General features: G+C 56.5%; 19 protein-coding genes. 9 read left to right on the top strand and 10 right to left on the bottom strand.

Annotated features, from left to right (window positions below):
• Positions 1-45: 45 nt before the first annotated feature.
• On the bottom strand, positions 46-1,269 hold the full coding sequence (gene pepT, locus FOY96_RS13160; RefSeq protein ID WP_143347222.1) for a peptidase T: 1,224 nt from the start codon (positions 1,267-1,269) through the stop codon (positions 46-48).
• Between the two features lie 237 nt (positions 1,270-1,506).
• Between pepT and potA the strand changes: the two genes are divergently transcribed.
• Genes potA through potD form a run of 4 tightly spaced genes read left to right on the top strand, consistent with a single transcriptional unit; the run spans position 1,507 to position 5,315 of the window.
• Positions 1,507-2,655, top strand: a complete 1,149-nt coding sequence (gene potA, locus FOY96_RS13165; protein ID WP_172620541.1) for a spermidine/putrescine ABC transporter ATP-binding protein PotA — start codon at positions 1,507-1,509, stop codon at positions 2,653-2,655.
• The gene (gene potB / locus FOY96_RS13170) at positions 2,639-3,496 is read left to right on the top strand and encodes a spermidine/putrescine ABC transporter permease PotB (protein ID WP_143347224.1); all 858 of its coding nucleotides are present in this window, start codon (positions 2,639-2,641) and stop codon (positions 3,494-3,496) included. The genes potA and potB overlap by 17 nt, the downstream gene beginning before the upstream one ends.
• The gene (gene potC / locus FOY96_RS13175; RefSeq protein WP_096151222.1) at positions 3,493-4,284 is read left to right on the top strand and encodes a spermidine/putrescine ABC transporter permease PotC; all 792 of its coding nucleotides are present in this window, start codon (positions 3,493-3,495) and stop codon (positions 4,282-4,284) included. Before potB ends, potC begins: the two co-directional genes overlap by 4 nt.
• Complete coding sequence (potD, locus tag FOY96_RS13180; RefSeq protein WP_143347225.1) at positions 4,281-5,315, top strand: spermidine/putrescine ABC transporter substrate-binding protein PotD; 1,035 nt, start codon at positions 4,281-4,283, stop codon at positions 5,313-5,315. The genes potC and potD overlap by 4 nt, the downstream gene beginning before the upstream one ends.
• A 46-nt stretch (positions 5,316-5,361) precedes the next feature.
• Here potD and FOY96_RS13185 read toward each other — a convergent pair whose 3' ends face one another.
• Positions 5,362-6,591, bottom strand: a complete 1,230-nt coding sequence (locus FOY96_RS13185; RefSeq protein WP_143347226.1) for an EAL and HDOD domain-containing protein — start codon at positions 6,589-6,591, stop codon at positions 5,362-5,364.
• A gap of 236 nt (positions 6,592-6,827) precedes the next feature.
• Between FOY96_RS13185 and FOY96_RS13190 the strand changes: the two genes are divergently transcribed.
• Entirely contained in the window at positions 6,828-8,759 is a 1,932-nt protein-coding gene (locus FOY96_RS13190; RefSeq protein WP_143347227.1) for a methyl-accepting chemotaxis protein, read from the top strand.
• Between the two features lie 45 nt (positions 8,760-8,804).
• Here FOY96_RS13190 and cobB read toward each other — a convergent pair whose 3' ends face one another.
• From cobB to lolC, 5 genes are read right to left on the bottom strand one after another with little or no spacing between them, the layout of a single operon-like run.
• On the bottom strand, positions 8,805-9,626 hold the full coding sequence (gene cobB, locus FOY96_RS13195; protein ID WP_045888802.1) for a Sir2 family NAD+-dependent deacetylase: 822 nt from the start codon (positions 9,624-9,626) through the stop codon (positions 8,805-8,807).
• 14 nt (positions 9,627-9,640) lie between these two features.
• Complete coding sequence (gene nagK, locus FOY96_RS13200) at positions 9,641-10,552, bottom strand: N-acetylglucosamine kinase (protein WP_143347228.1); 912 nt, start codon at positions 10,550-10,552, stop codon at positions 9,641-9,643.
• A gap of 53 nt (positions 10,553-10,605) precedes the next feature.
• The gene (lolE, locus tag FOY96_RS13205; RefSeq protein WP_032657985.1) at positions 10,606-11,850 is read right to left on the bottom strand and encodes a lipoprotein-releasing ABC transporter permease subunit LolE; all 1,245 of its coding nucleotides are present in this window, start codon (positions 11,848-11,850) and stop codon (positions 10,606-10,608) included.
• Positions 11,850-12,551, bottom strand: a complete 702-nt coding sequence (gene lolD, locus FOY96_RS13210; protein ID WP_008500772.1) for a lipoprotein-releasing ABC transporter ATP-binding protein LolD — start codon at positions 12,549-12,551, stop codon at positions 11,850-11,852. The genes lolE and lolD overlap by 1 nt, the downstream gene beginning before the upstream one ends.
• Entirely contained in the window at positions 12,544-13,743 is a 1,200-nt protein-coding gene (lolC, locus tag FOY96_RS13215; protein WP_172620517.1) for a lipoprotein-releasing ABC transporter permease subunit LolC, read from the bottom strand. Before lolC ends, lolD begins: the two co-directional genes overlap by 8 nt.
• A 256-nt stretch (positions 13,744-13,999) precedes the next feature.
• Here lolC and FOY96_RS13220 point away from each other — a divergent pair, with 256 nt between their 5' ends.
• The 3 genes from FOY96_RS13220 (at position 14,000) to ldtC (ending at position 20,293) form a co-directional block, all read left to right on the top strand.
• Complete coding sequence (locus FOY96_RS13220; protein WP_143347230.1) at positions 14,000-15,073, top strand: acyltransferase family protein; 1,074 nt, start codon at positions 14,000-14,002, stop codon at positions 15,071-15,073.
• 149 nt (positions 15,074-15,222) lie between these two features.
• Positions 15,223-18,669 (top strand): transcription-repair coupling factor, encoded by a 3,447-nt coding sequence (gene mfd / locus FOY96_RS13225; RefSeq protein ID WP_143347231.1) that lies wholly within the window; start codon positions 15,223-15,225, stop codon positions 18,667-18,669.
• Positions 18,670-19,327: 658 nt separating this feature from the next.
• Complete coding sequence (gene ldtC / locus FOY96_RS13230) at positions 19,328-20,293, top strand: L,D-transpeptidase LdtC (RefSeq protein ID WP_143347232.1); 966 nt, start codon at positions 19,328-19,330, stop codon at positions 20,291-20,293.
• A 75-nt stretch (positions 20,294-20,368) separates the two neighbouring features.
• On the opposite strand, the gene bhsA is transcribed toward ldtC, so the two are convergent.
• Positions 20,369-20,626, bottom strand: coding sequence for a multiple stress resistance protein BhsA (gene bhsA, locus FOY96_RS13235; protein WP_023616599.1), 258 nt, complete (start codon positions 20,624-20,626; stop codon positions 20,369-20,371).
• A 244-nt stretch (positions 20,627-20,870) separates the two neighbouring features.
• On the opposite strand from bhsA, the gene FOY96_RS13240 reads away from it, so the two are divergent.
• Positions 20,871-21,506 carry a TetR/AcrR family transcriptional regulator gene (locus FOY96_RS13240; RefSeq protein ID WP_029739866.1) on the top strand — a complete coding sequence of 212 codons (636 nt, stop codon included), beginning with the start codon at positions 20,871-20,873 and terminating at the stop codon, positions 21,504-21,506.
• A gap of 60 nt (positions 21,507-21,566) precedes the next feature.
• Here the strand turns inward: FOY96_RS13240 and FOY96_RS13245 are convergent, their stop codons facing one another.
• On the bottom strand, positions 21,567-22,106 hold the full coding sequence (locus FOY96_RS13245; protein ID WP_008500779.1) for a glycine zipper 2TM domain-containing protein: 540 nt from the start codon (positions 22,104-22,106) through the stop codon (positions 21,567-21,569).
• A gap of 193 nt (positions 22,107-22,299) precedes the next feature.
• Positions 22,300-23,604, bottom strand: a complete 1,305-nt coding sequence (locus tag FOY96_RS13250; protein WP_024909038.1) for an NAD(P)/FAD-dependent oxidoreductase — start codon at positions 23,602-23,604, stop codon at positions 22,300-22,302.
• Positions 23,605-23,661: the final 57 nt, after the last annotated feature.

A 23,661-nucleotide genomic window follows, 5' to 3' on the forward strand; every position in this document is an offset into this window, starting at 1 on the left:
ATTACGATCGTAGGCCCGGTAAGCGTAGCGCCACCGGGCTTTTTCTTACCGCTTCGCGGTCAACTCCGCTATCCCCACTATCACCTTCACCGCTTTTTCCATTCCTTCGAGCGTCACAAACTCATGCTTGCCATGGTAGTTGTAGCCACCGGTAAACAGGTTCGGGCACGGCAGCCCCATAAACGACAGCTGAGAACCGTCGGTGCCGCCGCGAATCGGCTTCAGCTGCGGTTCAATATCGCAGTCGCGCATCGCCTGCTGGGCGATATCGAGAATATGCGGATGCGCCATCACCTTCTCGCGCATGTTGTAGTAGCTGTCTTCAATGATCAGCTCAATATAGCAATCAGGGTGTAACCCTTTACCGACCTTCTTGGCAATCTCCATCATCTTACGCTTGCGCGCCTCAAAGGCTTTGCGGTCGAAATCGCGGATGATGTAGTGCATCTGCGCGCTGTCCACGGTGCCTTTAATGCTGGTCAGGTGATAGAAACCTTCATACTCTTCGGTCTGTTCAGGGCTCTCTTCCGCCGGGACTTCTGCATGAATTCTGGACGCCAGCGACAGCGCGTTCACCATGACGCCTTTCGCCGAACCGGGATGGACGTTGTTGCCGACAATTTTGATCGTGACGGACGCGGCATTGAAGTTTTCATACTCCAGTTCACCGACGCCGCCGCCGTCAACGGTATAGGCCCACTGCGCGTTAAAGGCTTCCACGTCGAAGTGCTTCGCGCCCTTGCCGACCTCTTCATCCGGCGTAAAGGCCACGCGGATATCCCCGTGCGGGATATTTTTGCCCTTCAGCACCGCCAGCGCCGTCATGATTTCCGCGATACCCGCCTTGTCATCCGCCCCCAGCAGCGTTTTACCGTCGGTGGTGATCAGCGTCTGGCCCAGCAGCTGGTGCAGCACGGGGAACATCACCGGCGAGAGCACCTCGTCGCCAATGCCCAGCGCAATATCGCCGCCGCGGTAATTTTCCACAATCTGCGGGTTCACATGTTTACCGCTAAAATCCGGAGAGGTGTCGACATGGGAGATAAAGCCAATCGCCGGAATATCACCCTGGACATTCGCCGGCAGCGTTGCCATCACAGTGCCTTTTTCGCTTAACGTGACGTTGACCAGCCCCATGGCGTCAAGCTGCTCTTTAAGCAGGTTTAATAACTTCCACTGGCCTTCGGTGCTCGGCACCTGGCGAACACCCGGTCTAGATTGGGTATCCAGCGAAACGTACTGTAAAAAACGCTCAAGTAATTTATCCATGCAGTCACCCTCACTTTTCGTGACAACATTATCAGTAAGCATCAAAACGCAAATATTGCGTCAGGTCACTTTTATCCCGCAAACGAGAATATTTTCCGTTTATATGGTTATGCGTTAGTAAATGTAGCTTATGAATCAGTGACAAGGTTTGGCGTTCGCAGGGGATTGCCGTAGAATGTCCGCCCTCATTACGAGTCACCAAGGTGGTTACACACAAACCCCGCTTCAGTCTGCTGCCTGAGGCGTCTATATGGGACAGCGCAAAAATTGAATACACAATCCCGTTCACGTTCACCGCTGGTGCAACTGGAACGAATTCGTAAAAGTTTTGATGGTAAAGACGTTATTTCCGACCTCACTCTGACCATCAATGACGGTGAGTTTCTGACGCTGCTTGGCCCCTCGGGCTGCGGCAAAACAACCGTACTGCGCCTTATCGCCGGGCTGGAAAGCGTCGATAACGGCCATATCCATCTTGAAAACCAGGACATCACCCAAGTTCCTGCCGAAGATCGCCACGTCAATACCGTCTTTCAGAGCTACGCCCTGTTCCCGCACATGACAGTGTTTGAAAACGTGGCGTTTGGCCTGCGGATGCAAAAAACCCCGGCGAATGAGATCGAACCGCGCGTCACCGACGCCCTGCGCATGGTGCAGCTTGAGACGTTTGCCCAGCGTAAACCCCATCAGCTTTCCGGCGGCCAGCAGCAGCGCGTGGCCATCGCCCGCGCCGTGGTCAACAAGCCGCGCCTGCTCCTGCTGGATGAATCCCTCTCCGCGCTGGATTACAAGCTGCGCAAGCAGATGCAGAACGAGCTCAAAGCCCTGCAGCGCAAGCTCGGCATTACCTTTGTCTTCGTCACCCACGATCAGGAAGAGGCCCTGACCATGTCCGACCGCATCGTGGTAATGCGCGACGGCAAAATCGAGCAGGACGGCACGCCGCGCGAAATCTACGAAGAGCCGAAGAATCTGTTTGTCGCCAGCTTCATTGGCGAGATCAATATCTTCGACGCTACGGTGATTGAGCGTCTGGACGACCAGCGAGTGCGCGCCAGCGTCGAAGGACGCGAGTGTAATATCACGGTGAATTTCCCCGTCGAAAAGGGACAAAAGCTCAACGTTCTGCTGCGCCCGGAAGATCTGCGCGTCGATGAAATTCACGGCAATATCGAGGCCGAAGGGTTAATCGGCTATATCCGCGAGCGCAACTACAAAGGGATGACGCTGGAGTCCGTCGTCGAGCTGGAGAACGGCAAGATGGTGATGGTCAGCGAGTTCTTTAACGAAGACGATCCTGACTTCGACCACTCTCTCGACCAGAAAATGGTTATCAACTGGGTAGAAAGCTGGGAGGTTGTGCTGGCTGATGAAGAACACAAGTAAATTCCAGAATGTGGTGATTGCCACGATCGTCGGTTGGCTTGTGCTGTTTGTCTTTTTGCCCAACCTGATGATCGTTGCCACCAGCTTTCTGACCCGCGACGACGCTAGCTTCGTTTCGCTGGTCTTTACGCTGGACAACTACGCGCGCCTGCTCGATCCGCTCTATTTTGACGTGCTGCTGCACTCGCTCAACATGGCGCTGATTGCCACCCTTGCCTGTCTGGTGCTGGGGTATCCTTTCGCATGGTTCCTCGCGGGCCTGCCGCAAAAGGTGCGGCCCCTGCTGCTGTTTTTACTGATTGTTCCCTTCTGGACCAACTCGTTAATCCGCATCTACGGGCTGAAGATCTTCCTCAGCACTAAAGGCTATCTCAACGAGTTTCTGCTGTGGCTGGGAGTGATTGATACGCCGATCCGCATCATGTTTACCCCGAGCGCGGTGATTGTCGGCCTGGTCTATATCCTGCTGCCGTTTATGGTGATGCCGCTCTACTCCAGCATCGAGAAGCTGGATAAACCGCTGCTGGAGGCGGCAAAAGATCTGGGCGCTAACAAGCTGCAGACCTTCATCCGCATTATTATCCCGCTGACCATGCCGGGCATTATCGCGGGCTGTCTGCTGGTAATGCTCCCGGCGATGGGTTTGTTCTACGTGTCGGATCTGATGGGCGGCGCGAAAAACCTGCTGATCGGTAACGTGATCAAGAGCCAGTTTCTGAACATCCGCGACTGGCCGTTCGGGTCCGCGACCAGCATTACGCTGACGGTGATCATGGGCCTGATGCTGCTGGTCTACTGGCGCGCCTCACGCTTGCTGAATAAAAAGGTGGAATTCGAATGATCGGTCGACTGCTTCGCGGCGGTTTTATGACCGCCATTTATGCCTGGCTCTATATCCCGATCGTTATTTTGATCGTGAACTCGTTTAACAGCTCACGCTTCGGGATTAACTGGCAGGGCTTTACCACCAGCTGGTACAGCCTGCTGATGAACAACGACAGCCTCCTGCAGGCCGCGCAGCACTCGCTGACGATGGCGATCTTCTCCGCCACCTTCGCGACGCTAATTGGCTCGCTCACCGCCGTGGCGCTGTACCGCTATCGCTTTCGCGGCAAACCGTTCGTCAGCGGCATGCTGTTTGTGGTGATGATGTCGCCGGACATCGTGATGGCCATTTCGCTGCTGGTGCTGTTTATGCTGCTGGGCGTACAGCTTGGCTTCTGGTCGCTGCTGTTCTCACATATCACCTTCTGCCTGCCGTTTGTGGTGGTGACCGTCTTCGCGCGCCTGAAAGGGTTTGACGTGCGCATGCTGGAGGCGGCGAAAGATTTGGGCGCCAGCGAGACGATCATCCTGCGCAAAATCATCCTGCCGCTGGCGATGCCCGCCGTGGCGGCCGGATGGCTACTTAGCTTCACCCTGTCGATGGATGACGTGGTCGTGTCCTCCTTCGTCACCGGTCCGAGCTATGAAATTCTGCCGTTGAAGATCTATTCAATGGTGAAAGTCGGCGTCTCACCGGAGGTGAACGCGCTGGCGACCATTCTGCTGGTGTTTTCGCTGGTTCTGGTGATCGCCAGCCAGGTTATTGCTCGTGATAAAACAAAATCTCAGGGGACAATGAAATGAAAAAAATGCTCGCCGCTGCGGCGCTGGTGCTTGGCATGGGTGCCGCGCACGCTGATGACAGCAAAACGCTCTACTTCTACAACTGGACCGAGTACGTGCCGCCGGGCCTGCTGGAACAGTTCACGAAGGAGACGGGCATCAAGGTTATCTACTCGACCTACGAGTCGAATGAAACCATGTACGCCAAGCTGAAAACCTACAAAGACGGCGCATACGATCTGGTCGTGCCTTCCACCTACTTTGTCGACAAAATGCGCAAAGAGGGCATGATTCAGAAGATCGACAAAACGAAGCTAACCAATTTTGCAAACCTCGATCCAGAGATGCTCAACAAGCCGTTCGACCCCAATAACGACTACTCCATTCCGTACATCTGGGGAGCAACCGCTATCGGCGTGAACAGCGATGCCGTCGATCCGAAAACGGTGACAAGCTGGGCCGACCTGTGGAAACCAGAATACAAAGGGAGCCTGCTGTTAACCGACGACGCGCGTGAGGTGTTCCAGGTCGCGCTGCGCAAGCTGGGCTACTCGGGCAACACGACGGATCCCAAAGAGATTGAAGCGGCGTATAACGAGCTGAAAAAGCTGATGCCTAACGTGGCGGCGTTCAACTCTGATAACCCGGCAAACCCGTATATGGAAGGCGAAGTGAACCTGGGGATGGTGTGGAACGGCTCCGCGTATGTCGCCCGCCAGGCCGGTACGCCGCTTGAGGTGGTCTGGCCGAAAGAAGGGGGGATCTTCTGGATGGACAGCCTTGCGATCCCCGCCAACGCGAAAAACGTTGAAGGGGCGCATAAGCTGATTAACTTCCTGCTGCGCCCGGACGTGGCGAAACAGGTTGCCGAGACGATTGGCTACCCCACGCCAAACCTCGCCGCACGCAGGCTGCTGAAGCCTGAAGTGGCTAACGATAAATCGCTCTATCCGGATGCCGAAACCATCAGCAAAGGTGAATGGCAGAACGATGTCGGTGACGCCAGCCGCCTCTACGAAGAGTATTACCAGAAATTAAAAGCGGGCCGATAAACGGTATCGCGTTCTTCCTCACGCCGTACGTGCGGCGTGAGGAGGATTAACTGACCGCGTTCTCCCCAGCCCAGATCGTCGCCTTTCTCATCGCCTCAACCACATCCTCATCCGACAGACCCAGCGCCTCACGAACCCGGGTCGCCTCGTCCCACTGCTGCTGTTCATAGTATCGGCACAGGCTCACCATATCGGCTAACCGTCCCTCCTGGTGGCACAGCGCATTGCTCACGCTCTGCGGGACCGCAATTTGCTTCATCAACTCGGCCATCGGCAGCTCAAGGAGGGTATCGAGCAGAGAAAACAGGCCGCACATGAAGGCATTTTCAGCCAGCGTCGGTTCGTTCATCGTCTCTGCGATCAGTTCGCAGAACTTGCCGCGCATCATGCTCAGCGGGTAAAGCTCGCTGACGGTGTCATTGCCCGCACTGGCGAGGACCACGACGGCAACAAACCGTCTCAGCTGGTTTTCCCCGAGGTATCTGAGGACTTCGCTCAGGGTTAACTTGCTGAAATTACAGGCACCGATATGTTTAAATGCGGTGTGCTTCATGTAGCGCATAATCTTATAGGACAGCGTGAGATCGGTTTTAATCAACGACTCGACGATCCGAAAATCGGGTTTATTGCGTCCGACCTCCATTTGCAGCCGAAAAATCGCCAGCTGATTTTGCGATAGCCGTTTATATTTTATGACCTCCGGACGGCAGAAAAAATAGCCCTGAAACAGCGAGAATCCCTCTTCCCTGTATTGGCTGAATTCCTCTTTAGTCTCAATTTTTTCAGCGAGATATTTAATATGCCCGGTTAAATGTTTACGCTCTTTCAGATACTGTTTAATTTGCGCTAAGGTATAATTCCTGACGTCAAACTTCAGTATTGAAATATAGGGTAAAAAAGCATCCCATTCTGGAGCAAGGGTGAAATCATCAAGCGCAAACTGATAACCATCCGCACTCATCTCCCTGACGGCCTGCAACAGCTCCGCTCCCGGCACAGCATCTTCCAGGATCTCAATGACCACGCTTTCTTTATCCAGCGCTTCTCCACTGCGGTCTATGACCATTCGCGAAGGGAAATTAATAAACGACGTATGTGCCCCGGCGATGCGCTGGGACGGCACGCATAAAAACTGATCTGAGATCATCCTGGAGGTGGCATATTCCGCCGACACGTCCGGAAAACGGTTTGTCATCCCATCTCTGAAGAGCAGTTCATAGGCCACCGTCTTCATCTCAGGGTTAAAAATGGGTTGTCGCGCAATAAATCCGTACATATCCCATCCTCCTCTACAACTTTATATTTATTAGCATCCTCTTTCTACACGACGATAACGAGCTTTATCGAGCACTATTTTGATTGAATGCACAAAATAAAAGCATCCATACTAATTAACCGGATTTACAAATCAAAATTTAAATTAAATATCCCTGGCGCTCTACAGAAAGAGGAGAAAATATCCGATAAGGAATATGTGCCTGCCCGACATGCACGATATTACGGGAGATGAGAATGAAAGACGCCGTGGTCCAAAGAAAAAAAATAAGAGTCAAGACGTTGATGCTATTGTCCATTTTCCTCACCGTAACGGTGGGCTTTACGGCAACGATCGGGTTTATGATGTGGCAGTGGATGGCACAGCAGGAGGTTCTGGCCAAAAAGCATATCCGCCAGATTGCCGAGGTGCAAGCGTTGCAGGTCAGTAAACAGCTGGATTCTGCCCTGACTGCCGCCCGGGATATGGGCAACAGCGCCCTGGCGCTGCGCGAGGCGGGCGTAACCGATCGCCAGAGCCTGAACCAGCTGCTCATCCACTACCTTTCGGCTCACCCGCAGTTTCTCTCCATGTCGATGGCCTTTGAGCCTAACGCGTTCGACGATAAAGATGCCGTCTGGGCCGGTCAAAGCGGTGAAGATCCTGCCGGGCGCTACGCCCGCTACGTTGACCGGGACGCCACCGGCAAACCGGCATTACACCTGCTGACGGACATCGAAACGCCCGGCAGCGGCGATTATTATCTGCTGCCGAAACAACGCCATAAAGATGTGATCATCGAGCCCTATATCTATCCCTACAACGGCGTGGACGTGATGCTCACCTCGATTGCCGCCCCCATCATGCGTGACGGTCAGTTTCTGGGCTCGGTCACCTCTGACTTCTCTCTCGCCACGCTGCAGTCGACGATCGGCGCGATTAAACCGTGGAACGGCACGGGCTATGCCCTGCTCCTCTCAGCGGGTAATAACGTGGTGTCCAGCCCGGACCAGCGCGCGGCGGGCAAGCCTTACGCAGGTCAGATTGCCGGTCATGACGTCACCCGCATCAACGATCCGCTGCTGAAGGAGGACGTGTTCATCACCTGGCAGGACATCGCCGTCGGTAACAGCCAGACGCCGTGGAAACTTGCCATTATCACGCCGGTCAGCGAAGTGATGGCCGAAGCGCGCGCATTTTTACTGAAAGCCATCATCATGATGCTGCTAAGCATCGTGGCGGTTAGCCTGGTCATGGCACAGATCTTCACCCGCAAAGTTGACCGTCCGGTTGGGGGCGAACCTTCGGAGGCCGCCGGGATCGCTCTGGCCGTTGCCCGGGGAGACCTGAACAACACCATCCCGGTGCGTTCCGGAGATACCCACAGCATTTTTTACGCCCTGCACACCATGCAGATGCAGCTCAAGCGCATCGTCGACAATATCAGCGAAGCCAGCCACTCCGTGCACGGCGGCACCAGCGAAATTTCGGCGGGCAACCTTGACCTCGCCTCGCGAACCGAGGAACAGGCGGCTGCGATTGTTGAAACGGCAGCCAGCATGGAAGAGATTTCGGTCACGGTGAAGAATAACGCCGACAACGCCCACAAGGCGACCACGCTGACCGATCGCGCCGCGAGCCTCGCCGGGCATGGCGAAACGCTGGTGAACGACGTGGTCGTGGTGATTGGGGAGATTGATGAGAGCGCGCGTAAGATCGGCGAGATTAACAGCATTGTCGACGGCATCGCCTTCCAGACCAATATCCTGGCGCTGAATGCTGCCGTTGAAGCGGCACGGGCAGGCGAACAGGGGCGCGGTTTCGCGGTAGTCGCAGGGGAAGTGCGCAATCTTGCCCAGCGAAGCGCTAACGCGGCAAAAGAGATCTCTCAGCTGATTGCCGAGTCCTCAGGGCGCGTCAGCAAAGGCGTTGAGCTGGTCAATGAAACCGGCGTGATGATGAAACAGGTGATTGAAGCGGTATCGCATGTGCATCTGGTCATCAACGATATCGTTCAGGCGCTGGACGAGCAAAATCGCGGGATTAGCCAGGTCAGCACCGCCGTTAACCAGATGGACAGCACGACCCAGCAGAACGCCTCGCTGGTTCAGCAGATCTCTGCGGCGGCGCTCTCGCTGGATGAGCAGGCTAAATCGCTCGAGAAGACGCTGGCGTTCTTCCATTCATAAATAAAAAGGCACCCGCTGGACGGGTGCCTTTTCACGCGATTGCCGTTACAGCCCTTTCAGCAGCTTGTCGACAAACTCCGGGACGACCGTGCTTGCCAGACCGTAGTGTTTCTCTTCAAACTCGCTGCCCACCTGGCTTGGCTCAAGATTGAGTTCTACCGTATGCGCACCGTGCAGGCGCGCTTCGTGGACAAACCCCGCCGCCGGATAAACATGACCGGATGTGCCGATGGCGATAAACACGTCGGCCATCGCCAGCGCGCTGTAGATATCATCCATTCCCAGCGGCATTTCGCCGAACCAGACCACGTGCGGACGCAGGCGCGACGGGAACTGGCAGCAGTGGCACTTATCCTCTGGCAGCACGTCCTCTTGCCAGTCCAGCACCTGACCGCTCCAGGCGCAGCGAACCTTGAGCAGCTCGCCGTGCATGTGGATGATGTTCTTGTTACCGGCCCGCTCGTGCAGGTTATCGATATTCTGCGTCACCAGCAGAAAACGATCGCCGAGCGCCTCTTCGAGCTTCGCCAGCGCCAGATGCGCCGCATTCGGCGCGACGTCAGGCTGCTGAAGCTGACGACGGCGGGCGTTGTAAAACGCCTGGACGAGATCCGGATCGCGGGCAAAGCCTTCCGGCGTGGCTACATCCTCCACGCGGTGCTCTTCCCACAGCCCGTCCGCCGCGCGGAAGGTTCGAATTCCTGACTCGGCGGAGATCCCCGCCCCGGTCAGCACCACCACTCTGGGTTTATCCATCGCTTCTGGCATTATTCTGTCTCTGAAAAAAATCCGCTGGCGCAAGCGCTCACGCAAGCGGCGTTTGTTTTTGCGAAAACGGCTGAGTCGACCCTGGCGACGCGACAGCATAGAAACCTCGTAAACTAATCGGTGAGATGAAGGAATGCGGCTCCGCGCATGCCTCCTGCGTCCCCGTGTCGCGCGCGTTCAATACGCGGCACGCGGGCAACCGGCAATAAATGTCGGGGCAAACGCCCGGACAACCGTTCCGTAATCGCGGTAAAGTTTGACAGCCCTCCCCCAATCACCAGCAGATCCGGGTCGACGATGGTGAGAATATTTCCCAGACACACCGCCAGCAGATCCAGATAACGCTCGACGTGCTCACGCGCCTGCGCATCCCCTTGCTCCCACAGGGTAATGATTTGAGGGGCCTCAAGTTTCTGATGATAGAAGTGTTCGTAAAGCCATGCAAACCCGCGGCCGGAGAGGGTGTTCTCAATACAGCCGTGCTGGCCGCAGCCGCAGCGGGTCAGCGGGAAATCGCGCCCCACGACTTCCAGGGCATCCACCGGGAGACGGATATGACCAAACTCGCCGGTGATGTAGCTGCGCCCGGTGATTGGCTTCCCGTTGATCACAATTCCCCCGCCGACGCCGGTACCGAGGATCAGCCCCATCACCAGCGGATACTGACGGAACTCTTCGTCCCAGGCTTCGGAGAGCGCAAAGCAGTTAGCATCATTGTCTAAACGCACGTCGCGTTCAAGGAGAGCAGAGAGATCGGCGCGGAGCGGTTTACCGCTGGCGGCAGGCACGTTGGCGGCATACAGCGTGCCGTCGTCGGTTTCGGGCATACCCGGAATGCCGATGCCGACGCTGCCTTTCACGCCAAAGCGTTCATCGGCCTGAGCCACCAGCGCGGCAATCGCGGTTAAAAATTCGCCGTAGCTTTCGCGCGGCGTGGGAACGCGGGTTTCCCACTGCAGCCTGAGGTCTTTATCAAACACGCCGAGCGCAATCTTGGTGCCGCCAATATCAAATCCGTAATACATAACGCATTCCTCTTTTAACCTGGCGGCCCGAAAGCCGCTAGATCATGACGTAATTACTGGCCACTTAATACCCTCGCCGGATCAATTCGGCTTGCGCGACGCGCCGGATACCAGCTTGCCAGCAGACTCAGTAAAAGTGCTGTAACCAGCACATAAAAAACGTCCAGCCAGTGCAGTTCCGACGGCAGGAAGTCAATAAAGTAGATATCACCCGACAGGAACTGGTGACCAATAAGCTTTTCGATCCCGTTGATAATCGGCGTCAGCTGCAGGGAAACCACCACGCCAATCACCACGCCGCACAGGCTACCGAACAGCCCCGCCAGCAAACCGTACCAGACGAAGATGGCGCGAATAAGACCGTCTTTCGCCCCCAGCGTACGCAGCACGGCGATGTCGCCGCTCTTGTCCTTGACCGCCATCACCAGCGTCGAGACGATATTAAAGCACGCGACACCAATCACCAGCACCATCGCCAGATACATGATGGCGCGGATCATCTGGATATCACGGTACATATAGCCGTAAGTGCCGATCCAGCTTTTGATGTAGACATAGTTATTGGTCACGCTGCCCGCGTCGCGAACCAGTTTGTTGGCGTTAAAGACGTCGTTCACCTTAATGGCAATGCCCGTCACGCTGTCGGCCATGTCGAGATACTGGCGCGCATCCTCCATCGGCACCATCGCAAAGCTATGGTCAAGCTGACCGCTCAGCTGAAGAATACCGGTGACGTGCAGGCGCACGCGCTTAGGCTGCTGCAGCTTGTGGTCGGCGCTGGCGTTCGGGATCATGATCGACACCCAGTCGCCCTGCTTCACCTTCAGGGCATCGGCCACGCCTTTACCCATGATGATCTGCTGCTCGCCGGCCTTAAAGTTGGCCCACGCGCCGTTCTGCACATAGTTTGGCAGCGCGCTGAGACGCGCTTCCTGGGCGGGGTTAACCCCCTTTACCTGAATGGCGCGCAGGTTTACCCCGCTCTCCACCAGCCCGGTAAAGTTAATGTAGGGCGCGGCCGCGGCAATGCCCGGCACCTTTTCGACTTTGGCGAGCGCATCGCTCCAGTTCGTCCACGGCTGGTTAACCGGCTCGATCTCCCCGTGCGGCACTACCGCCAGAATGCGGTTATTCAGCTCGCGCTCAAAGCCGTTCATGGCGCTTAAGCCCACAATCAGCACCGCCACACCGAGCGCAATGCCGATGGTCGAGATGACGGAGATCAGCGACACCATGCCGCCGCGACGGCGGCCGCGGCTAAAACGTAAACCGATGAGTAACGATAACGGTGACGCCATTACTCTGCTCCCATCAGGGTCAGTTCCGCGTTCAGATGGCCGTCGCGCATCTCAAGCTGACGCCCCATGCGTTTTGCCAGCTGCAGATCGTGGGTTACGACCAGAAACGCGGTGCCCTGCGAGGCGTTCAGCTCGCCCAGAAGCTGGAAAATACTGTCCGCATTGCGGGCATCCAGGTTACCGGTAGGCTCATCCGCCAGCACCAGACGCGGGTTGTTGACCAGCGCACGGGCAATCGCCACGCGCTGGCGCTCGCCGCCGGAAAGCTCAGAGGGACGATGGTTACCGCGATGGCCCAGCCCTACCGCTTTCAGCATGTCGCTGGCGCGGGCGTTAATTTCTGCCGGTTTCTTTTTGCCAATCAGCAGCGGCATCGCCACGTTTTCCAGCGCCGTGAAATCCGGCAGCAGGTGGTGGAACTGGTAGATAAAGCCCAGCTCGCGGTTACGCAGCTCGGCCTTAGCCGCGGAGGACATTTTGCTCATCGGCTGGCCGGAGAAAATCACGTCGCCGTTAGTTGGCGTATCCAGCCCGCCCAGCAGATGCAGCAGCGTACTTTTACCCGAGCCGGAGCTGCCGACAATCGCCATCATCTCGCCTTCGCCCACGCTGAAGCTCACATTGTGCAGCACGTCGGTTTGCACAGTGCCTTCCTGATAGCGTTTGGACAGGTTGTCGCATTGCAACAGGATCTTATTCATAACGTAAAGCCTCAGCGGGTTGAGTGGCGGCAGCGCGCCAGGAAGGATAAAGCGTAGAAAGCAGCGCAATGGCCATCGCGGCCAGCGCAATACCGACCACCTGCAGCGGCTCGATAGCCACCGGCAGCGCCGCGCCGTCGAGCAGGGCGCCGATGATCGGCATTAAGTTATTAAGCTGGCTGGCAAGCAAGGTCCCCAGCACGGCGCCGAGCAGCGCGCCGATGATGCCTGCGCTGGCCCCCTGCACCATAAACACCGCCATGATCTGGCGCGGCGTGAGCCCCTGGGTTTGCAGAATGGCGACTTCGCCCTGCTTCTCCATCACCATCAGGCCCAGCGAGGTAATGATGTTAAATGCGGCCACGGCCACGATCAGGCTCAGCAGCAGCCCCATCATATTTTTTTCCATCCGCACGGCCTGGAACAGTTCGCCTTTACGCTCGCGCCAGTCCTGCCATTTGGTGCCGTCCGGCAGTTTTTGCTGGCTGAGGGTATCGACCTTCAGCGGCGCATCGAGCCACAGGCGCCAGCCGGTAATATTCCCTGCCGGGTAGCGCATCAGGCGTGAAGCGTCCTGAATGTTAACCAGCATCTGGTAACCATCTACTTCGCTGTTGGCGGCAAAGGTACCAATCACGTTAAACAGGCGCTGGCTTGGCAGGCGCCCCATCGGCGTAAACTGGCTGGCAGAAGGCACCATCACGCGCAGCTGGTCGCCACGGTTGACGCCAAGCTGTCCGGCAAGCTGTTCACCCAGAATCACGTTGTATTTTCCGGCTTCCAGATCGGTCTGCTTCACATTAACCAGATACGGCGTCAGCGGATCGTTTTGCGCCGGGTCAATACCCAGCATCACGCCGACCGCCACGCTGCGGGCGCTTTGCAGCACCACGTCGCCGGTCGTCAACGGCGCGACGCGCGTGACGCCCTGTAACTTCGCCGCGCTTTCCGGCAGCTGTTGCGGGTTAACCGAACCGTTGGATGATGAGAGAACGGCCTGCGGCATCAGCCCCAGGATGTTGTTTTGCAGCTCGCGTTCGAAGCCATTCATGACGGAAAGCACCGTCACCAGTGCCATCACGCCAAGCGTAATGCCAATAGTCGAAAGCCAGGAGACAAAGCGACCGAAGCGGTCCGCGGCGCGCCCACGCATGTAACGTAAGCCTATGAAGAGTGCGACAGGTTGATACATGAAATCCGTCTGTTTGCTGATAGCAGACCCACGAGTATATAAGCGAATCCGTTAAGCGTAAATGACTGAAACAGTAAGCTTTGGTAATCATTCTTCCGAAAAATTCAGATAAATCAGGGTGCTATTGTCTGAATACTCACCTCACAACCTCCACCTTTTCCGAAAAACCACCGGATACAGACTGTTACCCATTACATCCCGGCTTCGTTTTACAACAATTGCTCGTTCGTTTATGGCAATAAGGTAGTGGCGAACAATGAAGCAAAAAGCATTATGGATTAACCAGATAAAAGGGCTGTGTATCTGCCTGGTGGTTATCTATCATTCGGTTATCACGTTTTATCCGCATCTGATCGGGCTGCAGCACCCGCTCTCCGGCCTTCTCGCCAAATGCTGGGTCTATTTTAACCTCTATCTCGCACCGTTTCGTATGCCGGTCTTCTTCTTTATCTCCGGCTATCTGATCCGTCGTTATATTGACGAAGTGGACTGGCGAACCAGTCTCGATAAACGGATCTGGAGCATTGTCTGGGTCCTGGCGCTGTGGGGCGTTCTGCAATGGCAGGCGTTGACCCACCTGAACGCCTGGCTGGCGCCCGATCGTGAGCTTGCCACCGCGTCGAACGCGGCCTACGCCGAGTCTCTCTCAGGATTTGTACGGGGTATGCTCACCGCCAGCACCAGCCTGTGGTATCTGTATGCCCTGGTGGTCTACTTCACGCTGTGTAAACTGCTGAGCCGCTGGAAGCTGCCGGTTCTGGGACTGCTGGCGCTGGCGAGCATCGCGATTAACTTCATGCCGCTGCCGTGGTGGGGGATGAACAGCGTGGTCCGCAACATGATCTACTACAGCCTCGGGGCGTGGTATGGCGCAGCGCTGATGGCGTGGATGAAAAGCGTCAACCTGCGCCGCATCTGGCTGGCAACCGGCGCTTTCGCCGCCGTCTCCGTGGTGCTGTGGTTTGCTAACGTTCCGCTGCTGCTTTCATTGCTGTCGATTGTGCTGATCATGAAGCTGTTCTACAGCCTTGAGCAGCGCTACGCCGTTCACCCGAACAATCTGCTGAACGTGATTGGCTCCAATACCATTGCGATTTATACCACCCACCGCATCCTGATTGAGGCCTTTAGCCTGTTCCTGATTGGCGAAATGAATGCCGCCTCGTGGCCGGTCTGGGCAGAGCTCACCCTGGTGCTGGTCTACCCGTTTGCCAGCCTGCTTATCTGTACCCTTGCCGGGCTCGGAGTGCGTAAAATCTCCACCGCGCTGTTTGGGGACGTTTTCTTCTCTCCTCCGTCTACGCTAACCCTGTTACCTTCAACGCGTTAATGCCCTCTCCGCCCCCGTTTCGGGGGCGTTTAGCCCCGCCGTGCGGTTACGATTTGCTTATGTAAAACGATCGAGGATAATAAAGACATTGCGTATCAGTGATATGCCCCAATACTGTTGGTATATCCATAAGAGACTCTGACATAGCTATGCCTGAACACTATCGTTATTCCTTGCCTGTCAAAGCGGGCGACCAGCGCCAGCTGGGTGAACTCACGGGCGCGGCGTGCGCCACGCTGGTGGCGGAAATCGCCGAGCGTCATCCAGGCCCGGTGATTCTGGTTGCCCCGGATATGCAAAACGCCCTGCGCCTGCACGACGAAATTCGCCAGTTCACCGATAGCCTGGTGTTCAGCCTGGCCGACTGGGAGACGCTGCCGTATGACAGCTTCTCTCCGCATCAGGAGATCATCTCCTCGCGCCTGTCGACGCTCTATCAGCTGCCGACCATGCAGCGCGGCGTGCTGATTGTGCCGGTGAATACCCTGATGCAGCGCGTCTGTCCGCACAGCTATCTGCACGGTCACGCGCTGGTGATGAAAAAAGGCCAGCGTCTGTCCCGTGATGCCCTGCGCGCGCAGCTTGACGGTGCTGGCTATCGCCACGTCGACCAGGTGATGGAGCACGGGGAATACGCGACCCGCGGCGCGCTGCTCGACCTTTACCCGATGGGCAGCGACCAGCCGTATCGTCTGGATTTCTTTGATGATGAAATCGACAGCCTGCGCGTATTCGACGCCGACACGCAGCGCACGCTGGAGGAAGTCGAGTCGATCAATTTACTGCCCGCGCATGAGTTCCCCACGGACAAAACCGCTATCGAGCTGTTCCGCAGCCAGTGGCGCGATAAGTTCGAGGTGAAGCGCGACGCGGAACATATTTATCAGCAGGTCAGTAAAGGCACGCTTCCAGCCGGGATCGAATACTGGCAGCCGCTGTTCTTCAACGAGCCGCTGCCTGCCCTGTTCAGCTACTTCCCGGCGAACACGCTGATTGTCAACACCGGGGATATCGACGCCAGCGCCAGCCGCTTTGAAAGCGAAACCCGCGCCCGTTTTGAAAACCGTGGCGTTGACCCAATGCGTCCGCTGCTGCCGCCGGAAGCGCTGTGGCTGCGCACCGACGAGCTCAACGCCGAGCTGAAGCGATGGCCGCGCATACAGCTGAAAACCGATTCGCTTGCCGATAAGGCCGCCAATACCAACCTCGCCTTCCGGACGCTGCCGGACCTGGCCGTTCAGGCGCAGCAGAAATCCCCGCTGGATAATCTGCGCAAGTTCCTGGAGTCCTTCACCGGCCCGGTGGTGTTCTCCGTTGAGAGTGAAGGCCGCCGCGAAGCGTTAGGTGAGCTGCTGGGACGCATTAAGGTGGCGCCGAAGCGCATCCTGCGTCTGAGCGAAGCGACCGGAAACGGTCGTTATCTGATGATTGGCGCCGCCGAGCACGGGTTCATCGACACGCTCAACAACCTGGCGCTGATTTGCGAAAGCGACCTGCTGGGCGAGCGCGTCGCGCGCCGCCGTCAGGAAAGCCGTCGGACCATCAACCCGGACACGCTGATCCGTAACCTGGCCGAGCTGCATCCGGGCCAGCCGATTGTTCACCTGGAGCACGGCGTTGGGCGCTATCAGGGGATGACCACGCTGGAAGCGGGCGGCATCAAAGGTGAATACCTGATGCTCACCTACGCCAACGACGCCAAACTGTATGTCCCGGTCTCCTCCCTACATCTGATCAGCCGCTACGCGGGCGGCGCCGAAGAAAATGCGCCGCTGCACAAGCTGGGCGGCGATGCCTGGGCGCGCGCGCGCCAGAAGGCGGCGGAAAAAGTGCGCGACGTGGCGGCCGAGCTGCTGGATATCTACGCCCAGCGCGCGGCCAAACAGGGCTTCGCCTTTAAGCACGATAAAGAACAGTACCAGCTGTTCTGCGACAGCTTCCCGTTTGAAATCACGCCGGATCAGGCCCAGGCCATCAACGCCGTGCTGAGCGACATGTGCCAGCCGCTGGCCATGGACCGCTTAGTCTGCGGCGACGTCGGCTTCGGCAAAACCGAAGTGGCGATGCGCGCCGCCTTCCTTGCGGTGGAAAACAACAAGCAGGTGGCGGTGCTGGTGCCGACCACCCTGCTCGCTCAGCAGCACTTCGATAACTTCCGCGACCGTTTCGCCAACTGGCCGGTACGTATCGAGATGCTCTCGCGTTTTCGCAGCACTAAAGAGCAGACGCAGATCCTCGAACAGGCCAGCGAAGGCAAAATCGATATTCTGATCGGCACCCACAAGCTGCTGCAAAGCGACGTGAAGTGGAAAGATCTGGGGCTGCTGATCGTCGACGAAGAGCACCGCTTCGGGGTGCGTCATAAAGAGCGAATCAAAGCGATGCGCGCCGACGTCGATATCCTCACCCTGACCGCAACGCCAATCCCGCGAACCCTCAACATGGCGATGAGCGGCATGCGCGATCTGTCGATTATCGCCACGCCGCCGGCGCGCCGTCTGGCGGTGAAAACCTTTGTTCGCGAGTACGATAATCTGGTGGTGCGTGAGGCCATTCTGCGTGAAGTGCTGCGCGGAGGTCAGGTCTACTACCTCTACAATAACGTGGAAAACATCCAGAAAGCGGCGGACAGGCTGGCGGAGCTGGTGCCGGAAGCGCGCATCGCTATCGGTCACGGGCAGATGCGCGAGCGCGAGCTGGAGCGGGTAATGAACGACTTCCATCACCAGCGCTTTAACGTGCTGGTGTGTACCACCATCATTGAGACCGGGATCGACATTCCGACGGCAAACACCATCATCATTGAGCGTGCGGATCACTTTGGCCTGGCGCAGCTTCACCAGCTGCGCGGCCGCGTCGGGCGTTCGCACCATCAGGCCTACGCCTGGCTGCTGACGCCGCATCCGAAAGCGATGACCACCGACGCGCAAAAGCGTCTGGAAGCCATCGCCTCGCTGGAAGACCTGGGCGCTGGCTTTGCGCTGGCGACGCACGATCTCGAGATCCGCGGTGCCGGCGAACTGCTGGGTGAAGACCAGAGCGGCTCCATGGAAACCATCGGCTTCTCGCTCTATATGGAGCTGCTGGAAAACGCGGTTGATGCCCTGAAGGCCGGACGCGAGCCGTCGCTGGAAGATCTCACCAGCCAGCAGACCGAGGTCGAGCTGCGTATGCCTTCCCTGCTGCCGGACGATTTTATTCCGGACGTGAATACCCGACTGTCGTTCTACAAGCGCATCGCCAGTGCGAAGAAGGAGAACGAGCTGGAAGAGATCAAGGTGGAGCTGATTGACCGCTTTGGTCTGCTGCCCGATCCGGCGAGAAATTTGCTGGATATCGCGAGGCTGCGCCAGCAGGCGCAAAAGCTGGGGATCCGCAAGCTCGAAGGCAATGAAAAAGGCGGCGTGATTGAATTCGCCGAGAAGAATCACGTCAACCCGATGTGGCTGATCGGCCTGCTGCAAAAACAGCCGCAGCATTTCCGTCTGGATGGTCCAACCCGTCTGAAATTTACCCAGGAGCTGACGGAGCGCAAAACCCGTATGGACTGGGTGCGTAACTTTATGCGCCAGCTGGAAGAGAACGCGATCGCATAACCTCCCTTCCCCCTGTTAGCTGAGGAGTTTCATGTAGTTTATTAACCGGAAGCGATGAAAGTTGCTTCCGGGAATGAACAGCTTACAGCGACACCCTGGTCCGGCTGTAAATCGCTGAGGCGTTTCCTTGCAGGCCGGGGCGAAGCGCAGGGATGCGCCGAGAGGGCGGGCTTTACATGGTCGTTGCCTCCGCCCGTCCCCGATAAGCCGGAAGGAATAAGCCGAAGACAAAATTGCCGGGAGCAATTTTGGACAGCGCTTGCGCTGGCCCCGAAGGGGTGAGCCCCAGGGATGGGGCGAACAATCCGCGAAGCGGCGATTTACTGCCGGGAGCCCGGGTCACCAGGGTGGTGGCGATTGAGCCACCCTGGCACGTTCACCGGTTATGTCGTTAAAGAGTAGCAAGGAACATGAAGTGAACGGAATGACCACCAGAGCCGTATGTTCCCCCTCACCCCAACCCTCTCCCTCAAGGGAGAGAGGGTCGTCCGTTCAGGCATTATTTTATGGGGATCCCTTCCCCCTGTTAGCCCGGCGCTACGGGGGACAATTTACAAACTCTTTGCACTTCACCCGATCTTCCCGACACACCCATTCGCCATAATTATGTTTAACGCCTTACAAAACAATAACTTTATAATTTACATGGATTATGGTGATGATGACCTCTTCGCGTTTTACTCGCTGGATGACCCTGTTGGCGCTGGCAGCCACCGTCGCGGTGGCGCTTCCCGCTCGGGCAAACACTTGGCCCCTTCCCCCTCACGGCAGCAAGGTGGTGGGTGAAAACCGCTTTCATGTGGTTGAAAATAATGGTGGTTCACTGGAAGCGATTGCCAAAAAATATAACGTCGGTTTTCTGGCCCTGCTGCAGGCGAACCCCGGCGTCGACCCGTACGTCCCGCGCGCGGGCAGCGTACTGACCATCCCGTTACAGACCATCCTGCCGGATGCCCCGCGCGAGGGGATGGTGATAAACCTGGCCGAGCTGCGTCTGTACTATTACCCGCCGGGTAAAAATGAAGTCACCGTCTACCCTATCGGTATTGGTCAGCTGGGCGGCGACACGCTGACGCCGACGATGGTCACCACCGTCTCGGATAAACGCGCGAATCCAACCTGGACCCCAACGGCGAACATTCGTGCCCGCTATAAGGCCCAGGGGATCGATCTTCCTGCCGTGGTGCCGGCTGGTCCGGATAACCCGATGGGGCACCACGCGATACGCCTCGCGGCATACGGCGGCGTCTACCTGCTGCACGGAACGAATGCGGACTTTGGCATCGGCATGCGCGTCAGCTCCGGCTGTATTCGTCTGCGCGATGACGATATCAAAACGCTGTTTAACGTCGTTACGCCGGGAACCAAAGTGAATATTATCAATACGCCGATTAAAGTTTCAGAGGAGCCCGGCGGCGTGCGGCTGGTTGAGATTCATCAGCCGTTATCGAAAAATATTGGCGACGATCCGCAGACGCTGCCCATTAACCTGAATGCCGCGATGGTAAGTTTCAAAACGAATGCGAATACCAACAGCGTGGTGATGGAACGTGCGATGGAAGCCCGGTCAGGCATGCCGACCGATGTCACCCGGCATCACGGTGTCGTCCCGCAGTCGATGTAAATCAGAAATAAAAAAACGCCCTGCTCAGCAGGGCGTTTTTTATTGCAGTGGCATAAATGAGGGTTCATGCACGGCTTATTTGTAGATGACAGCAGTGCCGTGCAGGGTGTTAGGACCGGTCACTGAGGTGATGCGGTAAGATTTTGCACCCATCTCTTGCGCTTTTTGCGCCAGCTGATCTTCCAGGGAACCCAGGTTAGTACCGGCAGACGCAGAGATTGTCCCGACTTTATGCTGGTCAGCAGGGGTGGATTGCACCTGTACAGCAGCAAAGCTTGCGAAAGAGAGTGAACTCAGGACAGCGGCAGCGATGAGAGTTTTTACGTTTTTCATGATGTTTACCTTTAGCAGATGAATTTGGAGGTCGTTAATCATTTAGTTAACGATCGATAGGTAAATCATAAATGTGATCCAGGTCACGCGTCAACATAATTTTATAACGAGCGTTAACTTAATTTTAAAATTGTTATTTTTCATACATATATGATTAATTTATTTTTAAGCATTCAGCACTGGTGGCGGGTTGCGTTTATTTTTATAATGGTCATTCACCAAACCAACAGAGGACCAACGGCAAATGACAACCGATGTCACGAGTTGTGCGAAGAAAAGCCGTGGCCGACCAAAAGTGTTTGACAGGGATGCAGCGCTTGATAAGGCCATGACTCTCTTCTGGCAACATGGGTATGAAGCAACCTCGCTTTCCGATCTGGTAGAAGCTACCGGAGCCAAAGCGCCGACGCTGTATGCCGAATTTACCAATAAAGAGGGGCTGTTCAGGGCTGTGCTGGACAGATACATTTCGCGCTTTGCGGCGAAACACGAAGCCCAGCTGTTCTGCGAAGAGAAAAGCGTTGAACAGGCACTTCGGGACTATTTCACCGCCGTCGCGACCTGTTTCACCAGTAAAGAAACGCCTGCGGGCTGCTTTATGATTAACACCTCTGCCACCCTTGCGGCGTCCTCTAAAGAGATTGCCAATACGGTGAAATCACGGCATGCCATGCAGGAGGAGACCCTCAGCGCATTTCTGGCTCAGCGCCAGCAGCGCGGTGAAATCCCCGCGCAATGCAACCCTCAGCTGCTGGCGCAATACCTGAGCTGTATTTTGCAGGGGATGTCGATCAGCGCCCGCGAAGGGGCCACGCTGGAAAAACTGCAGCATATTAGCGAAACCACGCTGCGGCTGTGGCCTGAGCTACTGAAAATCTGAAGCAAAAAAAAAGCTCCTCAGCCTGAGCGCATGAGGAGCTAAATTCAGAGAACATCTTTTTTACACTTTGTTATTCAGAACCAGCTGGCCGTTTCCATCCAGTGGAATTTGCGTGCCCGGGTCTTTATCCATGCGGATTTTGCCCTGCTGATCGCCAATTTTGTAGGTCACGTCATAGCCCAGCATTTTTTCCGACTTGTCATAGACGGTTTTGCAGCGTTGCTGAGTCGTGGTGTAGGTATCATTATCCTGCATCGCGCCCTGCACCTGGTTACCGGCATAGCCGCCACCCAGCGCGCCGACCACGGTCGCCACGTCTTTACCCCGGCCGCCGCCAAACTGGTGACCAATAACGCCACCCGCTACTGCACCCAGAACAGAACCGGCAATGCGGTTTTCATCCTGCACCGGACGACGGTGCGTCACGGAGACGTTACGGCACTCCTGACGAGGTGTTTTTACGGTTTCTTTAATCGGTGTAGCAGAAACCACCTGTGCATACTGCGGGCCGCGATCTAATACGTTGAGACTGGCAACGGCAGCCACACCTAACGCAGCCGCGACGCCAATCCCTATACCCGCCAACATTGATTTATTCACGGGACTTCCTCCTTTGTTGCTATTGGTAACAATTTTGCAATGGAGGCACGGCTTCGCCAATAAGATAAAGGATCAAAAAAGGGGCGTTGAGAGGGGATATATTGTATTTAGGAGAACTCTTAAGCAGTCAAACTGTGATCTACAGCATGAAATGCTAAAAACTCCCTCCGGAGGGCCCGGAGGGAGTGAAAGATTAGTGCAGCTTCAGACGCGGACGGATCACGCGGTTGATTCTGCCCACCAGCATCATCAGCCCGGTTTTGAAGTAGCCGTGCAGCGCAATCTGGTGCATGCGGTACAGGGAGATATACACGAAGCGGGCAATGCGCCCTTCTACCATCATTGAGCCGCGCATCAGGTTGCCCATCAGGCTGCCGACGGTAGAGAAGTTTGACAGTGACACCAGTGAACCGTGGTCTTTGTAGACATAGGCTTTCATTGGCTTGCCTTTGTACTGCGCCAGAATATTGTGCAGCACCAGGCTTGCCATCTGGTGAGCGGCCTGCGCGCGCGGCGGCACGAATCCACCTTCAGGACGCGCGCAGGAGGCACAGTCACCGATGGCAAAGATTTCAGGATCGCGCGTGGTTTGCAGCGTTGGCTCGGTTACCAGCTGGTTAATGCGGTTGGTTTCCAGACCGCCGATCTCTTTCATAAAGTCAGGCGCTTTGATACCAGCCGCCCAGACCATCAGATCCGCTTTGATATACTCGCCGTCTTTGGTGTGCAGGCCGCCTTCGTCGGCGCTGGTCACCATGGTCTGCGTCAGCACCCGCACGCCCAGTTTGGTGAGCTCATTGTGCGCCGCACCGGAAATACGCGGAGGCAGCGCAGGCAGGATACGTTCACCGGCTTCAACCAGCGTGACGTTCAGCGCTTCGTTAGTTAACCCTTTGTAACCGTAGCTGTGCAGCTGTTTCACCGCATTGTGCAGCTCCGCTGACAGCTCAACGCCCGTCGCGCCGCCGCCGACAATAGCGATATTCACCTTACCGTTCGCACCCATATTGCTGGTGTACTTCAGGAACAGGTTCAGCATTTCCTGATGGAAACGACGCGCCTGGTGCGGGTTATCGAGGAAGATACAGTGCTCTTTCACGCCCGGCGTGTTGAAGTCGTTGGAGGTACTGCCCAGCGCCATGACCAGCGTGTCGTACGGCAGTTTACGCTCGGGAACCAGCAGCTCCCCTTTTTCATCGCGCAGCTCTGCCAGGGTGATGGTTTTGCTTTCACGGTTGATGTCCACCACCGAGCCCAGCTGGAACTGGAAATGATGGTTGCGCGCGTGCGCCAGATAGCTGAGCGCGTCCACGCCCTCATCCAGAGAACCGGTCGCCACTTCGTGCAGCAGCGGTTTCCACAGGTGGCTGTGGTTACGATCCACCAGCGTAATTTTGGCTTTTTTACCGCGACCCAGCTTCTTGCCCAGCTGTGTAGCCAGCTCCAGCCCGCCAGCACCACCGCCTACAATCACTATCTTTTTCAATGGCGTAGTCAACGTGACCTCCTCAAATTATTAACCAATTGTTAATTAAAAGTTATAAAAATAACCCTT

This window comes from Enterobacter asburiae (assembly GCF_007035645.1).
GTDB lineage: Bacteria > Pseudomonadota > Gammaproteobacteria > Enterobacterales > Enterobacteriaceae > Enterobacter > Enterobacter asburiae_B.

Bases quoted from the DNA above. Each gene is read 5' to 3' on its own strand.
- pepT (WP_143347222.1), bottom strand. From the start codon at position 1,269: ATGGATAAATTACTTGAGCGTTTTTTACAGTACGTTTCGCTGGATACC.
- potB (WP_143347224.1), top strand. From the start codon at position 2,639: ATGAAGAACACAAGTAAATTCCAGAATGTGGTGATTGCCACGATCGTC.
- potC (WP_096151222.1), top strand. From the start codon at position 3,493: ATGATCGGTCGACTGCTTCGCGGCGGTTTTATGACCGCCATTTATGCC.
- potD (WP_143347225.1), top strand. From the start codon at position 4,281: ATGAAAAAAATGCTCGCCGCTGCGGCGCTGGTGCTTGGCATGGGTGCC.
- FOY96_RS13185 (WP_143347226.1), bottom strand. From the start codon at position 6,591: ATGTACGGATTTATTGCGCGACAACCCATTTTTAACCCTGAGATGAAG.
- FOY96_RS13190 (WP_143347227.1), top strand. From the start codon at position 6,828: ATGAAAGACGCCGTGGTCCAAAGAAAAAAAATAAGAGTCAAGACGTTG.
- cobB (WP_045888802.1), bottom strand. From the start codon at position 9,626: ATGCTGTCGCGTCGCCAGGGTCGACTCAGCCGTTTTCGCAAAAACAAA.
- nagK (WP_143347228.1), bottom strand. From the start codon at position 10,552: ATGTATTACGGATTTGATATTGGCGGCACCAAGATTGCGCTCGGCGTG.
- lolE (WP_032657985.1), bottom strand. From the start codon at position 11,850: ATGGCGTCACCGTTATCGTTACTCATCGGTTTACGTTTTAGCCGCGGC.
- lolD (WP_008500772.1), bottom strand. From the start codon at position 12,551: ATGAATAAGATCCTGTTGCAATGCGACAACCTGTCCAAACGCTATCAG.
- lolC (WP_172620517.1), bottom strand. From the start codon at position 13,743: ATGTATCAACCTGTCGCACTCTTCATAGGCTTACGTTACATGCGTGGG.
- FOY96_RS13220 (WP_143347230.1), top strand. From the start codon at position 14,000: ATGAAGCAAAAAGCATTATGGATTAACCAGATAAAAGGGCTGTGTATC.
- mfd (WP_143347231.1), top strand. From the start codon at position 15,223: ATGCCTGAACACTATCGTTATTCCTTGCCTGTCAAAGCGGGCGACCAG.
- ldtC (WP_143347232.1), top strand. From the start codon at position 19,328: ATGATGACCTCTTCGCGTTTTACTCGCTGGATGACCCTGTTGGCGCTG.
- bhsA (WP_023616599.1), bottom strand. From the start codon at position 20,626: ATGAAAAACGTAAAAACTCTCATCGCTGCCGCTGTCCTGAGTTCACTC.
- FOY96_RS13240 (WP_029739866.1), top strand. From the start codon at position 20,871: ATGACAACCGATGTCACGAGTTGTGCGAAGAAAAGCCGTGGCCGACCA.